We start from the raw sequence: 14859 nt of genomic DNA, 5'->3' as shown, positions 1-14859 counted from the left end.
TTATTTTTAGTACACTGTTTCCTTAAAGAAAAATCCTGTATCTAAAGGCCTGTTCTCAGGCTGAATTTCTTCTATGTCCGCAAGCAGCTGATCTTTTACATCTTCATATTGATCACGGTCTTCAGTACATAAATCAATAGCTTTCCGGTATTTCTTTGTAACTTCAATTAAATACTCAGACGTCTGAAGGACACCATCGATTTTAAATGAGTCAATGCCGGCATCTATCATATCTGAAAGTTCATCAATAATGCACATATCGTTGGGACTCATGATGTGGGTGCCATTTGCATCCTCATAAATCGGGTATTTGTTGCTGCGTTCTTTGTCATGGAGGAACATTGATTTTTCATCATGGATGCTCTCAATTTTCATAGCTTTACCCTGGTATTCATAGTAGTTGCCTATCAGGGAGCGTTTTGACTGAAACATGCATGTCATGCCATGAACCTGTACTTCAATTTCCACTTCAGCATTTTCTTTTGTTTCAATGATTGAATCCATGCTTAATTCACGTGCCAAAACAGCGCGTTTCGCACCTTTTTTGCCCCAGTAATTGCACGTATACCAGTTGGTTGCTGTCGTTTCTGTATTCCAATGGAGCTTCATTTCAGGCGCTGCTTCTCTGGCAGCCATTAAAACAGCCGGATCTCCAAAGACGACTGCATCCACTTTTAACTCATTTAAGAAACGTAGATAGTCATACAATTCTTCTATTTTTTCATTATGAAAAATGGCATTCATGGCAGCATATACTTTTACGTTTTTTGAATGAGCAAGAACTGTTGCTTCTTTCATTTGATCACGGTTAAATTCACCTGCAAGACGAAGCCCATAACGCTGTTCTCCGATTACGACCGCAGCAGCGCCTGCTTCAGCCAGGGGAAGAATATCTTCAACTTTTGTTGGTGTAACAATTAATTCTGGTTTATTCATCTTTTTCACCTCGTTTTATACTTACAGCCATTCCATCACCAACTGGGAAAATCGCTGTGTGATAGGCTTTATTTGACATCAGCCACTCATTGTATGTCCGTATCTTTCTAAGAAGCGCGCGCCGTCTGCGATGAAAGGACATATCCTCATCTTCAGATGCAACTAAACCTTTAAAGAGGACGTTGTCTGTAATAATGCAGCCGTCCTTTGAAAGCATTGGTTCGTACATTTCAAAGAATCGCATATACTGACCCTTAGCTGCATCTATAAAAATCACGTCATAAGGACCTTTTTCTTCTATTTGCTCCTTAAGCTCCAAGGCGTCACCATGCAAAACCGTAATTCGGTGTGCCAATGCATTCGCTTCAATATTTATGGCTGCTTGTTTAAATCGCTCTGCATTTCTCTCAGCCGTAACAATTTCTGTATCCGGGAGAGCATTGCACATGCGAATCGCTGAATAGCCGATTGCAGTGCCGATTTCTAAAATCTTTTTTGGCTGTTTCAGCACCAGCAGACTAAGGAGAACTTCTATTCCTGTCTTTTCCATAATGGGCACGGCGTGTTCAAGCGCGTATTGCTCCATCTGTCTGACTGCTTTGTCTTGATCAGGAAGAAGGCTCTCTATATATGATAAAATCGTGTCGTTTTCCATTGTCTTCTCCTTCAAACGGTGCTTATTCACCGTTAAAGTGTGTCTTAAGTCATGAAAATAAGAGTTCTTTCGGAGAACTCTTGTCATTATTTGTTATTTTGTTTATCTTTCTCTACACAACTCGATATATTTTACCACAACAGAAAAGGGAATGCGAATATTTTCACGTTCCCTTCTGTTCTTTATTTATTGGTAATATGCTCTGCTTTAGCTTTATTGTGCTCTTCAAGCGTTTTGGTGAAAATGACTTCACCTTTTTTAGTGGCCAGGAAATAGAGAAAATCTGTTTTTTCAGGTTCCAATGCCGCTTTCATGGATTGATCTCCGGGATTTGCAATCGGCCCTGGAGGAAGTCCTTTCACCTTATACGTATTATATGGTGATTCCACTTCAAGGTCTTTGTAGTAAACTCTGTCCTTATGCTCCCCAAGTGCATACAGCACAGTAGGATCTGTCTGAAGAGGCATTTGCTTTTCTATCCGGTTGTAGAATACACTTGATATTTTATTCCGGTCAACTGATTTTGTGGCTTCTTCTTCAATCAAAGATGCCATTGTAATAAATTGATGGACGGATATCTTCTTTTCTTCCAGCTGCGGAAGGTACGATAAAACAACAGTATGTGTCTTTTTAATCATCTCTTCTAAAATAAAATCAAGAGAAGGCTTTTTCTCATAAAAAGGATAAGTCGCAGGATAAAAATAGCCTTCAAGAGGATATTTAATATTCTTGCCATAGATATCCTTTGTCACGGTTTCCGGATATTTCTTCTGCATGGCAGCTATAAATTCTTTATTATTCATCCTGTCTGTGACTTCTTTTTCGGTAAATCCTGAATGCTTGGCAATTGATTTAGCAATGTCCTTTATTTGGATTCCTTCGGGAACCGGAATTTGAAATACGACATCTGTAATCACTTTTCCGGATTTAAGACTGGCCACAATATCTTCGATTTCCATCGAAGGTGTTAATTTGTAGTCTCCGGCCTGAAATCCTGACTCATTTTTAAATTTCACATAGTATTTGAATACTCTTTGATCCTTAATAATCTTTTTTTCTTCTAAAATGGCCGCAATTGTGGAAACGGATGATCCTATAGGAATGTTTACATTAATTGCATTTTTGTCCTTTTCATCTACAGGCTGCAGCGCAGACTTTATATATAAAAAGCCGCCACCGATTAATCCTGTCATCAAAATGACTAAAACAACAAAAATCACCAGGACGATTTTTCGGATGACTTTAGCTTCCTGCTGTTTTTCAAGGAGTTTATTTTGAATTGAATGTTTGTTCGAATCAGCTTCTGACATTATCGGATGTATCCCCCTTTCATCAAAATGATTATACTACATAATCACTGTTTTTTCGCCAAATTCTAGCATTTTTTTAAGGAAAGTCCGCTTTAAAAAAGAAAATTTATCATTACCATTCCATGTTTGACAATCCTACCATAGCACTATTATCTCCTTTGAAGATATTTTTCTATTTTAACGCAAAAAAAAACCGTCCTCAGACGGTTTCTTCTTATTTTTCTTCTTCTTCTTCATTATCAAGGAATGTATTCAGCATCTCTTCTACAAGATCCCACTCTTCTTCTGTTTCAATCGGTGCAAGTTCTCCGTCTACACCGTCAGCTGTAGGCTCAAAGCTTGATGCATGAATTTCAATTTCTTCTTCATCATCCTGTTCCCCAAGCGGGTAATAAAGCACATATGATTTTCCGAATTCTTCAGAAGCAAATGTGAAAAGAATTTCACAAAGCTGTTCATTTCCATTTTCGTCTACTACTGTAATTTGTTTTTCTCCGTGTTCCATTGCAGTCACCTCATCTATAGTTTGCTGTCAGTTTTAATTCAGGCTATCCAAATATCCCTGTAAAATCATTACTGCAGCCATTTTATCAATTACTTTTTTCCGTTTCTTTCTGCTGACATCTGCTGAAATCAGTACTCGTTCAGCTGCCATGGTTGACAATCTCTCATCCCATAGTATAACAGGGACTCCGAATTTTTTCTCAAGCTTCAAAGCAAACGCCTGGCTTGCTTCACCTCTTGGCCCAACTGTTCCATTCATATTCTTTGGGAATCCGAGAACGATTTTTTCTGCTTGATGTGCGTCCACAATTTGTGCGAGACGCTCGAGCCCAAAGTTGCCGCCCTCTTCATCAATTTTAATCGTCTCAAGCCCTTGTGCTGTCCAGCCAAATTCATCGCTGACAGCAACTCCAAGAGTTTTGGAGCCAAAATCCAAACCGATAATTCGCATATTAATCCTCTCTATGATGGTGTAAGTACGATTTAACCAATTCCTCAATGAGTTCATCCCGTTCAAGCTTGCGGATTAAATTTCTTGCATCGCGATGACGGGGGATATATGCAGGATCTCCAGAGAGCAGGTATCCAACGATTTGGTTAATCGGATTATAGCCTTTTTCTTTCAAAGCATCGTATACAGTGAACAGGACTTCATTCACATTCGTTTCAACTGCTTCCTCAGAAAAGTTAAACTTCATCGTTTTATCAAAGGAACTCATCACTCGCACCTCTTTCCCAGATTCAGCTATGGAATCTGCTTGTCCATTCATACTACCATTCTACACTAACTATCGAAATTATAAAACGGATTTCACTTTCTGGCGGTATCTTTAAAGAAATTCCTCCAGAAAGCAAAAGTTCACAGATGCAATTTCTAGATGGTTTTTACCCATTCTAATGCATAGTTTAAGGCTTCTTCAAGTTTTTCAGGATCCTTGCCGCCAGCCTGTGCCATATCCGGCCGGCCGCCTCCGCTGCCGCCGCATCTTACAGCTACCTCTTTAATCAATTTCCCTGAGTGGTAACCCTTTTCGACTAAATCACTTGTAATTCCTGCTGCCAGGCTTACTTTTCCGTCATGAGCGGCTCCAAGGATGACAATGGCTGAACCTAATTTTTGCTTTATTTCGTCAACCATTGTTCTCAGACTGTTCATGTCTTTAGCATTTACTTTGCTTGATAGAAGAGTCACACCATCAATTTGAACAGCGTTTCCAAGTAAGCTTCCAGCTTCTACATTGCCCAATTTAGCTGTTAATGATTCATTTTCTCTTTGAAGAGAGCGGACTTCACCAAGAAGAGCATCTACACGGCCTGCTGCATCTTTTGGATTTGATTTCAGCTTCGATGAGACATCAGCAAGAATGGAAAGCTGGTCTTTTATCAGCTGATAAGCGCCTTGTCCGGTAACTGCTTCGATTCTTCTCGTACCTGCACCTATTCCTGTTTCGGATGCAATTTTAAACAGTCCGATAGAAGAAGTGTTGTCAACATGACAGCCTCCGCACAATTCAAGACTGTAATCTCCTACTTGAACGACTCTGACAATATCTCCGTATTTTTCGCCGAAAAGAGCCATTGCTCCCATTTCCTTCGCTTCAGCAATTGGTTTCAGCTCAATATTGACCCCGATGCTTTTCCAGATTTGTTCGTTTACAATTTGCTCAATCTGTTCAAGCTCTTCAGGATGGACTTGACCAAAATGCGAAAAGTCGAATCGAAGTCTTTCAGATGTTACGAGAGATCCTGCCTGATTGACATGTCCGCCAAGCACATCTTTAAGAGCCTGATGCAGGAGATGTGTCGCAGTATGGTTTTTAATGACTGCACTTCTAGTTGTTCCGTTAACAGCTGCTATTACTTCATCATTTGTTTTTAAAGTGCCGCTGATCACAGTTGCAGTGTGCAGATTTTGTCCATTTGGAGCCTTCTGGACATGCTTTACTTGAAGTTTGACTGCATCATTTTCAATGGTGCCTTCATCTGCAATTTGGCCGCCGCTCTCAGCGTAAAATGGCGTTTCATTTAAAATAAGCTGTACTTCATCTCCAGCATGTGCCTCGTCTGTCAGCTCGCCGCCTTTCAGAAGTACAGACACTGAAGCTTTTGCCGTCAGCTGAGAGTAGCCGACAAATGTGCTTTCAGCTGTAATTTCGCCAAGGACTCCTCCCTGCACCTGCATAGAATCAACATCCTGCCTTGCAGCACGTGCACGTTCACGCTGGCCTTCCATTTCTTTTTTGAAGCCATCATGATCAATTTCCATTTGTTCTTCCTGTGCATACTCTTCTGTCAGTTCAACAGGGAATCCGTATGTATCATACAAACGGAAAACGTCTGTTCCAGGAATGATGCTGCTTCCTTTTGCTCTTTGCGTTTTCACAACTTCAGCCAAGATGGACAAACCGTCATTTAATGTTTCATGGAAGCGTTCTTCTTCATTTTTGATCACTTTTTGAATAAACTCCGTTTTAGCTTTTACTTCCGGGTAGAAGTCAACCATAATTTCTCCGACAACCGGGACAAGTTCAAACATAAACGGTCGGTTTATATTAAGTTTTTTCGCATATCTTACTGCTCTGCGCAAAAGACGGCGGAGGACATACCCGCGGCCTTCGTTTGATGGAAGGGCGCCGTCACCGACAGCAAATGTAACTGTACGGATATGATCGGCTACAACCTTGAAGGCTTCATCCTTTTCTTGATCAATTCCGTATTTTTCGCCAGAAATTGTTTCCGTTGATCCAATGATTGGCATAAACAAATCTGTATCGAAGTTAGTCGGAACGTCCTGAATAACTGATACCATCCGCTCAAGACCCATTCCTGTATCAATGTTTTTCTTTGGGAGAGGTGTATATGTACCGTCTGAATTATGATTGAACTCTGAGAATACGAGGTTCCAGACTTCAAGGTAGCGCTCATTCTCTCCGCCCGGGTATAATTCAGGATCTTTCGGATCATTTCCATAAACCTCGCCGCGGTCATAGAAAATTTCTGTATTCGGTCCGCTTGGTCCTTCGCCGATATCCCAGAAGTTCCCTTCAAGACGGATAATTCTCTCTTCAGGCACTCCGATTTTATCTTTCCAGATCAAGAAAGCTTCATCATCTTCAGGGTGAATCGTAACGGACAGTTTTTCAGGATCAAAGCCGATCCACTCTTCACTCGTTAAGAATTCCCATGCCCACTCGATCGCTTCTACTTTAAAATATTCGCCGATTGAGAAGTTCCCAAGCATTTCAAAAAATGTATGGTGACGGGCTGTTTTGCCGACATTTTCAATATCATTTGTACGGATTGATTTTTGTGCATTGCAAATTCTTGGATTTGCCGGAATAACTCGGCCATCGAAGTATTTTTTCAGCGTTGCTACACCGCTGTTGATCCAAAGCAGCGACGGATCTTCATGAGGAACCAAAGAAGCGCTTGGTTCAACTGCATGGCCTTTTTCCTTGAAGAAATCTAGAAACATTTGACGAACTTGTGCTGAAGTTAGTGTTTTCATCTTTTTTCCTCCTCGTATTGCGTTTGTTGTTCTAAAAGAAAGCTGCGGCATACACCTTCACTCAGAAAAAAAGCCTCTTACAAAATAAAAAACTCCCGTCTCTGTGAAAATCATAGAGATTTCCACAGGGACGAGAGATTGCTCGCGGTACCACCCTGATTATGGACGTACTGTCCATCAGCTTCATTTAACCGTAACGGGGTTAAGACGGCAGGGTTTGCCTGCACTCTGGAATAGCCTTCTGCTTCCCTTCATCCCGGAATTTCTCTCAGCCTTGGAAATTCCTCTCTTGTCAGATGGTCTGAAACGTACTCGTTCCTTCATCGTTTTTATAAAATATGCAGTGTATACGCAGAATTATAGTGCATAGGCTGTACCAATGTCAATGCTGTCTTCTCAATTGCACGAGATGCATCAGTGTCACTTTTAAGACTGCTAATACAGGAACAGCTAAAATCATGCCGATAATCCCGGCAATTTCTCCTCCTGCAAGGAGGGCAAGCATAATGACAATCGGATGCATATGAAGACTTCTTCCAACGATTAACGGACCGAGGATATTCCCTTCGATAAATTGCAGGGAAAAGATAATAATGATCACAATCAGGACGGTATTCATAGACATCGATGCTGCAATAATAACTGCCGGAACAGCGCCAATAATCGGTCCGAAGTAAGGAATGACGTTCGTTATCCCTATTAAGATCCCTATGACTAAAGGATATTTAATATCAAAAAACCAAAGCGAGATAAATGCCAGAAAACCGATGATGAAACAGACCAGCAGCTGGCCCCTTATGTAATTGCCCAATGACTGATCGACATCGCGGATGAAAATGACTGCTTCAGGTCTCCACCGTTTCGGAGTTAAATACCAGGCGGCTTTTTTTATTTGCTCATAATCCTTCAGCATATAAAATACGAGAAAAGGAATGAGAGCTATAATTAAAAGATAATCGAAAACTCTTCCTAAGCTAGTTAAGATCTTGTCAATCCAATATGAAAACCAGGCTTCAATATTTTGAAAAGCTGTTTCAATTCTCGCGTGAATTTCTTCTGGGAACCGGTCAGTATGATCATGAACCGTTGACAGCCATCCCTGATATTTTTGTTCAAATACCGGAAAACTTTCAGAAAGATCCTTAAGCTGTGCAATGATGACCGGGATTCCCCTGTATAAGCCATAACCTATTCCGCCAAAGAAAAGAGTGTAGATAATTAAGATTGAGAGTGTGCGCGGAACCCCGGTGGAATGCAGTTTTTCAATGACCGGATGCAGCAAATAGGTAATGAAACCCGCGATTAAAAAAGGAAGAAGGATAGCTTTGATGATAATAAAAAAAGGATCCCAAAGGACTCTAAGCTTTAAAAAAAGAAAAATGGAAAGCAAACACAATAGAAAAATGCCGATTCTCATCAGCCATTTAAAATAACGTTCCTTCAAAGAGCATCCCTCCTCACCTTTAGTTTGGGGAGGAGCGGATGAAATATGCATGAAATTAATAAAAGCTGTAGCCGCCAAAGCCCAGCTATTAAAGATCCGGAAAATCTGCTGGTTATGGCCATTCAGCGTCTCTTCTTTCTTCAGTAAGTATGCCTGCATTTTTTCCGGGTCATAAGTTTTTTGCCTGTTCATTTTTCTGCACAATAAAAAATCCTCTGCCTTATTAAGCAGAGGACTCGTCATCAAAACTTCTTCATTATTCGTTTTCGCATTTTTTTCATCGAACGTTTGGACAGCGGAATGCGTCCAATCAGATCCGAAAGCATTGAGGACATTTTGCGGTTCATGGCGTATTCCTCCTTCATAACTGGCTACATGCTGATTGTTCGATCATCATCTGTGAAAAGATCATCAAGAGAACTTAGTGAACCGTCCTCTTCTACTTGATGGGTAAAGATCTGGCCTTTGGATATGGACAGCTCGATAAAGCAGCCCCAGCAATAATACTGTTTCACGCCAATCTTCCCAATATCCTTACTTTTACAATTCGGGCATTTTAACAATACGGTGCACCTCGCTAATGAATAAAATCCATGACGATTGCATCTTTGCTAATGGTTAAAGACCCTGGAGGATGAATCATTCTTTTTCCCTCCATCATATCTGCAAAGAATCCGTCCGTCAGTTCATATGCTACAATGGTGCCCACTTGTTCAGAAAAGTATACATCAGCAAGAAGTCCAAGCTTCTCGCCTTCCGTAGAATAGACCGCTTTGTACTGGATCCGGCGGTGTGATTGCAGGAAATAAGCTTCTCTAAATTCAGACATCGATTTCAGACTGCTTCTGCCATTAACCATTATTCCGTCCTTCCCTATCGAACAAATCGTTTCTGCGGGAATTATGCGGCCTTTCCTGAATATGCCTTTATCATTTAGTAACAGCCCAATAAAAGAGCCATTTGCATCAAAACAAACATCAGATACAAAACCGGTGATTAATCCGTCATCTACATCAACTGCCGGCATGCCCCTGAGCTCTGTAAATGTCCGCAGGAGAAACTCCCCCTTTCCGAACATTCTTAGATTTTGTTGTCTTCCATAAAGTCATACGGGGTAATGCCTTCCATTCCGATCATGGCATCAGCAAGTGCAAAGGGAAGCTCATCTGTCAATTCTTCAATATCATGCTGTTTTTCAGACAGCTTCATTTTTAAAGAGGTCTGCCGGCTTAAATAATCTCTGTTTTCAATTCCCCGCAGCAGGGCATCTTGTTCCCCGCAAAGGATTAAAAACTGCTTGCTTCTTGTTATAGCCGTATAAATCAAGTTTCGTCTAAGCATTCTGTAATAGCTTTTGACAACAGGCACAACTACAATCGGAAATTCGCTTCCCTGTGATTTGTGAATGGAACAGCAGAAGGCATGCGTAAATTGATTAAAGTCAGATTTTGTATACGTGACCTCATTGCCATCAAAGGAAATGACGATCATATCTTCTTTTTCAGTATTTTCCTTGGCATAAAAAATGGACACAATTTCGCCGATATCACCGTTATACACATTGCTTTCAGGTTGATTCACAAGCTGGAGCACTTTGTCGCCGGATCTGTACACCGTGTCGCCGAATTTCATTTCCCTTTTGTTTTCAGCTTTAGGATTAAACAGCTGCTGCAGCATCATATTAAGCTGATCAATGCCTGCAGGCCCGCGGTACATCGGGGCAAGCACCTGAACATCACGGGCTGTATATCCTTTTTTAATGGCGTTCGAAATGACTTTCTCCACTACTTCCTTTACCTGTGCACCGCTGCATCGAATAAAGGACCTGTCTTTAGTGGGCGCAGTCAAGTTATCCGGCAGCCTTCCTTTTTTAATTTCATGGGCAAGTTCTATAATGGATGAACCTTCAGCCTGTCTGTAAATATCCGTCAGCCTCACAACAGGAACTGCCTGAGACTCCAGTAAATCGCGCAGCACTTGGCCTGGTCCCACAGAAGGAAGCTGATCTTCATCACCAACCATGATGACTTGTATATGTTCAGGAAGAGCTTTAAACAGCTGATTGGCAATCCACGTGTCTACCATCGACATTTCATCGACAATCAGCAGTTTTGCACCAATCGGGTTATCTTCCCCGTGATCAAATCCTTCTGCACCGTTCCACTTTAACAGCCGGTGAATGGTTACAGCAGGCAGGCCAGTCGCTTCAGTCATTCTTTTTGCAGCCCGTCCTGTCGGGGCAACTAACGAGATTGGAAAAGGCTCTTCTTTTTTATAGTCTTTTTGCTCAAGGGAACAGCCATGCAAATCTGCATAAAGCTCTACAATTCCTTTAATAACAGTCGTTTTTCCAGTACCAGGTCCTCCTGTCAGCAAAAGCATTGGCGACATCAGAGCGGTTTGAATGGCTTCTTTTTGAGTCGGGGCGTACTGCACATTCATTCTCTCTTCGAGTTTTCCAAGGGAAAGCAAAAACTCTGATTCAGGAAAAATGCTCTCGTATTCCGTCTGCAATAGGACACGCTGGATACTTTTCACAAGTCCCTGTTCAGCAAAAAAGAGTGATGGCAGATAGGCCCTGTCTTCCTCAATAATAATGCCTTTATCCTCTGCAAGTTTAATCACTTGTTCTGAAATATCGGTTTCAATAATTCCAGAATTCTTAGATGAATTCAGCAATTCCATTGATTTTATAATTAACTGCTCAAGTGATACATATGTATGGCCCTCTTGAAGGCAAAGATGTTCAATCGTATAAAAGCAGGCAGCTTTAATCCGCTCAGGGTGATTTCCGCCGAGGCCCATTTGACCGCCAAGCTCATCAGCGCGAACGAACCCGATTCCTTCTATATCTTTAACAAGCTGAAAAGGATTCTCCTGAATCATCTGAATGGTTTTTTCCTGATAGGCCTGGTAAATTTTCATGGAAAGCTGAGGACCGAAGCCAAGCTGATTTAAAATGATCATTGCCTGCTCAAGACCCTGATGCTCCTTCAGCTGATCAAGCAGCTGTTTTGCCTTGTCTTTGCCGAGTTTCGGCACCTTGCCCAGTACAGAAGGATCTTCCATCATTTTCGAAATGGCGCCTTCTCCGAGAACATCGACTATCGCTTCAGCTGTTTTCCTGCCTATTCCTTTAAACAGGTCACTTGATAGGTATTGAATGACACCATCGCGTGTTTTTGGAATTTCCTTCCGGTAATGTTCAGACTGAAATTGCTGCCCGAATTTAGGATGCTGCGTAAGCATTCCAAAGAAGGTATATGTTTCATCTTCATGCAGAAGAGGAAAATAGCCCGTCACGGTTATTTCTTTTTGATCATAATTTTCGCTCGTTTCAAGAACCTCCGTCTTTAAGACGGTATAATGGTTTTGGTCATTCTGATAAATAACCGTGATGATCTTTCCTTTTAAAAACCGTTCCTGCTCTTGAAACAGGTCCGCCTTTTGCTGCACAAGATCTCCTCCTCCTGTTTCCCTGTTTCTTACAGCGTCTGCATAAGCTGCTTCAAATTAGCCGCCATATCATGGTCCGGCTGAATGTTCAAAGCTTGATCGAGCATTTCCATGGCCTTTTTTGCATCCTCTTTAAATGCGTAGCCAACACCTAAATTATAGTATGCGTCCGCATGGCCTGGATCCTTTTCAACTACAATCTGAAATTGACGAATCGCTTCATCAAGTGATTCCTGCTGAGCTAAACATAATCCATATTGAAAGCGCGCTTCCGTGTCCTCTTCATTTAATTCCACTGCTCTTTGTAAATATGGAAGAGCCGGCAGCGGCTGTTCCATCTGGACATAGCTCATTCCAAGCATGAAAAAGACATCCGAATGATCCATTCCTTTTTGAATCGCTATTAAAAACATTTTTTGGGCTGCTTGAAACTGCTCGGTATTGTAATACACATTACCGGCACCATAGTAGGCCGTAGTCGTCTTTGCATCAAGTTCTATCGCTTTTTCAAAAAATGTTATGGCTTTTTCAAATTCGCCTACTGCTGCCAATAAATTTCCGAAGTTCACATAACAAACAGCATCTGTTGGATTTTCTTCAATAGCCTCTGAAAAATATCCTGCCGCTTTCTCAAAATCGCCTTTTTGCATGGCTTCAATTCCTAATATACTTTTATCGCTCATGATCAGTACCACTCCCGGCATCAAATTTTTAAAGAAAAAACCTCAACCGACGTTGAGGTTTAAACTAGGTTGCATCTTTAACCAACATACCAGATTTTATCATTCTTTTTAAATACTTCATCAATTGTTCCGCCGCCAAGACATTCGTCATCTTTGTAAAAAACAACAGCCTGTCCAGGTGTAATGGCCCTGATTGGTTTATCAAATATCACTTGTGCAGTTGTTTTATCAGTCATTTTCACTGTGACAGCATGATCTTCCTGACGATATCTGAATTTTGCCGTGCAGACAACTTCTCCTTCAGGGAGTTTGTCTGAAACCCAGCTGATGTTTGTAGCTGTAATCGAATCTGAATAGAGCAGATCATTGTCAAAGCCCTGATCCACATACAAGACATTTTTTTCAAGGTCTTTTCCTACCACAAACCAGGGATCCCCGCTGCCGCCGATGCCAAGACCGTGGCGCTGTCCGATTGTGTAATACATCAGGCCGTCATGCTTGCCTTTTACTTCTCCTGAAAGAGTCTGCATTAAACCGGGCTGTGCAGGAAGGTAGCCGCTTAAAAATTCCTTGAAGTTGCGTTCTCCGATAAAGCAGATGCCCGTACTGTCTTTTTTCGCAGCTGTCGCAAGATTTGCTTCTTTAGCAAGCTCACGCACTTTTGATTTAGGAATATTACCGATTGGGAACATCACTTTTGATAATTGCTCTTGAGTCAGCTGATTGAGGAAATAGGTTTGATCTTTATTTTCATCAGCGCCTCTGAGCATTTTGTAGTCCCCGTCGCGGAATTCGACTTGCGCATAGTGCCCTGTTGCAAGATAATCTGCTCCAAGAGAAATCGCATGCTCTAAAAATGCTTTGAACTTAATTTCTTTATTGCACATGACATCGGGATTCGGGGTTCTTCCCGCTTTATACTCATCTAAAAAATAAGTGAATACTTTGTCCCAATATTGTTTTTCAAAGTTTACTGCATAATAGGGAATTCCGATTTGATTGCAGACCTGAATCACATCATCATAGTCTTCAGTAGCGGTACAGACTCCATTTTCATCCGTATCGTCCCAGTTTTTCATAAAGATGCCGATCACATCGTAGCCTTGCTGTTTTAATAGAAGTGCCGCAACGGAGGAATCAACCCCTCCTGACATTCCAACAACAACACGTGTGTCTTTAGGTGTTTTTTGCATCTTTTTCACCTCCAAGTGTCAATCATTCTAAGCTGTTAATCTTTTTACAATCCGTGCTGTCTCCAAAGCGGCCTTCTCAACTTGCTCAATCGTATTTCCAAGACCAAAACTAAAGCGGAGAGATGCTTTTGTCCGTTCAGCACCCTGTCCGTACATGGCAGTCAGAACATGCGAAGGCTCAATGGAACCTGCCGTGCATGCTGATCCGCTTGATACAGCAATCCCTGCAATGTCCATGTTCACAAGCATCGACTCCACATTTGTCCCTGGGAAATAAAGATTTAATACATGAGGCAGACTGCTGTCTATCTCACCATTTATTTCAAAAGAAACATCTTCCGTCTTTAATATATCTATTAGTTTATCTTTAAACTCTTTGTAAAGGACCGTTTTTTGCTCTCTGGATTCAAGTGCAAGCTGAACTGCGGATTTCAATCCTGCAATGCCGGGTACATTTTCCGTTCCCGCCCGCCGTTTCAGTTCCTGCTCTCCGCCGTGAGAGTGCTGTTTAAGCGATATTCCTTCCTTTACATAAAGAAAACCGGTCCCTTTAGGTCCATTAATCTTGTGGCCAGAAGCAGAGAGCATATCTATACAGCTCTCTTTCACATTCAAATCAAGGATTCCGAATGCCTGTACAGCATCTGTATGGAAAAGAGCCTGATGATCCTTCAATACCTTGCCGATCTCATCAATCGGCTGAATCGATCCCGTTTCGTTGTTGCCATACATGATCGTAACCAATATGGTTTCAGGCGTCAGTTCCCGTTTAAGATCATCAATTGAAACAATGCCGTTTTGATCAACAGGCAAATAGGTAACAGCAAACCCCTGTTTCTCCAGATGCTTGCATGTATTTAAGACCGCATGATGCTCAATCTGTGTCGTAATGATGTGCCGGCCTTTATGCTGGTTTGCAAGAGCAGAGCCGATTATCGCTAAATTATCAGCTTCTGTTCCGCCGCCCGTAAAAATAATTTCCTTCGGTTTTGCATGCAGGCTCCGCGAAATCACCGCTCTCGCCTCATCAAGCTGTCTTCTGCTTTCTCTTCCAAATGAATGGATGCTTGAGGGATTGCCGAATACATCCTGCATGTGAGGAAGCATCTCGTTAATTACTTCCGGATGCATTGGGGATGTAGCAGCATGGTCCAAGTAAATTCGCTCCAT

The 14859-nt window shown here is 41.7% G+C and carries 15 protein-coding genes; all 15 read right to left on the bottom strand.

Annotation, left to right across the window (positions count from 1 at the left end):
- Positions 1-6 precede the first annotated feature (6 nt).
- The 15 genes from ABEQ24_RS19795 to ABEQ24_RS19725 all read right to left on the bottom strand — a co-directional run bounded on the left by ABEQ24_RS19795 (position 7) and on the right by ABEQ24_RS19725 (position 14859).
- The gene (locus ABEQ24_RS19795) at positions 7-936 is read right to left on the bottom strand and encodes a peptidase U32 family protein (RefSeq protein WP_430008397.1); all 930 of its coding nucleotides are present in this window, start codon (positions 934-936) and stop codon (positions 7-9) included.
- Positions 929-1591 carry an O-methyltransferase gene (locus ABEQ24_RS19790; RefSeq protein ID WP_430008396.1) on the bottom strand — a complete coding sequence of 221 codons (663 nt, stop codon included), beginning with the start codon at positions 1589-1591 and terminating at the stop codon, positions 929-931. The genes ABEQ24_RS19795 and ABEQ24_RS19790 overlap by 8 nt, the downstream gene beginning before the upstream one ends.
- A gap of 182 nt (positions 1592-1773) precedes the next feature.
- Positions 1774-2901 (bottom strand): endolytic transglycosylase MltG, encoded by a 1128-nt coding sequence (gene mltG, locus ABEQ24_RS19785; RefSeq protein WP_430008395.1) that lies wholly within the window; start codon positions 2899-2901, stop codon positions 1774-1776.
- Between the two features lie 214 nt (positions 2902-3115).
- The gene (locus ABEQ24_RS19780) at positions 3116-3406 is read right to left on the bottom strand and encodes a DUF1292 domain-containing protein (RefSeq protein WP_070879789.1); all 291 of its coding nucleotides are present in this window, start codon (positions 3404-3406) and stop codon (positions 3116-3118) included.
- Between the two features lie 33 nt (positions 3407-3439).
- Positions 3440-3856 (bottom strand): Holliday junction resolvase RuvX, encoded by a 417-nt coding sequence (ruvX, locus tag ABEQ24_RS19775; RefSeq protein ID WP_430008394.1) that lies wholly within the window; start codon positions 3854-3856, stop codon positions 3440-3442.
- Position 3857: 1 nt separating this feature from the next.
- Positions 3858-4124: an IreB family regulatory phosphoprotein gene (locus ABEQ24_RS19770; RefSeq protein WP_029279472.1), complete on the bottom strand. Its 267-nt coding sequence runs from the start codon at positions 4122-4124 to the stop codon at positions 3858-3860.
- Positions 4125-4279: 155 nt separating this feature from the next.
- Positions 4280-6913, bottom strand: a complete 2634-nt coding sequence (gene alaS, locus ABEQ24_RS19765; protein WP_430008393.1) for an alanine--tRNA ligase — start codon at positions 6911-6913, stop codon at positions 4280-4282.
- A gap of 382 nt (positions 6914-7295) precedes the next feature.
- Positions 7296-8357, bottom strand: coding sequence for an AI-2E family transporter (locus ABEQ24_RS19760; RefSeq protein ID WP_430008392.1), 1062 nt, complete (start codon positions 8355-8357; stop codon positions 7296-7298).
- 242 nt (positions 8358-8599) lie between these two features.
- Entirely contained in the window at positions 8600-8704 is a 105-nt protein-coding gene (locus ABEQ24_RS19755; RefSeq protein WP_430008391.1) for a DUF3918 family protein, read from the bottom strand.
- A 24-nt stretch (positions 8705-8728) separates the two neighbouring features.
- Entirely contained in the window at positions 8729-8920 is a 192-nt protein-coding gene (locus ABEQ24_RS19750; RefSeq protein WP_430008390.1) for a hypothetical protein, read from the bottom strand.
- Between the two features lie 14 nt (positions 8921-8934).
- Positions 8935-9435: a PRC-barrel domain-containing protein gene (locus tag ABEQ24_RS19745; protein WP_430008389.1), complete on the bottom strand. Its 501-nt coding sequence runs from the start codon at positions 9433-9435 to the stop codon at positions 8935-8937.
- A gap of 2 nt (positions 9436-9437) precedes the next feature.
- Entirely contained in the window at positions 9438-11813 is a 2376-nt protein-coding gene (gene recD2 / locus ABEQ24_RS19740) for an SF1B family DNA helicase RecD2 (RefSeq protein WP_430008388.1), read from the bottom strand.
- 29 nt (positions 11814-11842) lie between these two features.
- Positions 11843-12496 carry a tetratricopeptide repeat protein gene (locus ABEQ24_RS19735; protein ID WP_430008387.1) on the bottom strand — a complete coding sequence of 218 codons (654 nt, stop codon included), beginning with the start codon at positions 12494-12496 and terminating at the stop codon, positions 11843-11845.
- 77 nt (positions 12497-12573) lie between these two features.
- Entirely contained in the window at positions 12574-13689 is a 1116-nt protein-coding gene (gene mnmA / locus ABEQ24_RS19730; RefSeq protein ID WP_430008386.1) for a tRNA 2-thiouridine(34) synthase MnmA, read from the bottom strand.
- 27 nt (positions 13690-13716) lie between these two features.
- Positions 13717-14859 (bottom strand): cysteine desulfurase family protein, encoded by a 1143-nt coding sequence (locus ABEQ24_RS19725; RefSeq protein WP_430008385.1) that lies wholly within the window; start codon positions 14857-14859, stop codon positions 13717-13719.

The sequence above is a fragment of the Metabacillus idriensis genome, assembly GCF_050483325.1.
Classification (GTDB): Bacteria; Bacillota; Bacilli; order Bacillales; family Bacillaceae; genus Bacillus_P; species Bacillus_P idriensis_A.
This window is presented reverse-complemented; position numbering and strand designations above follow the sequence as displayed.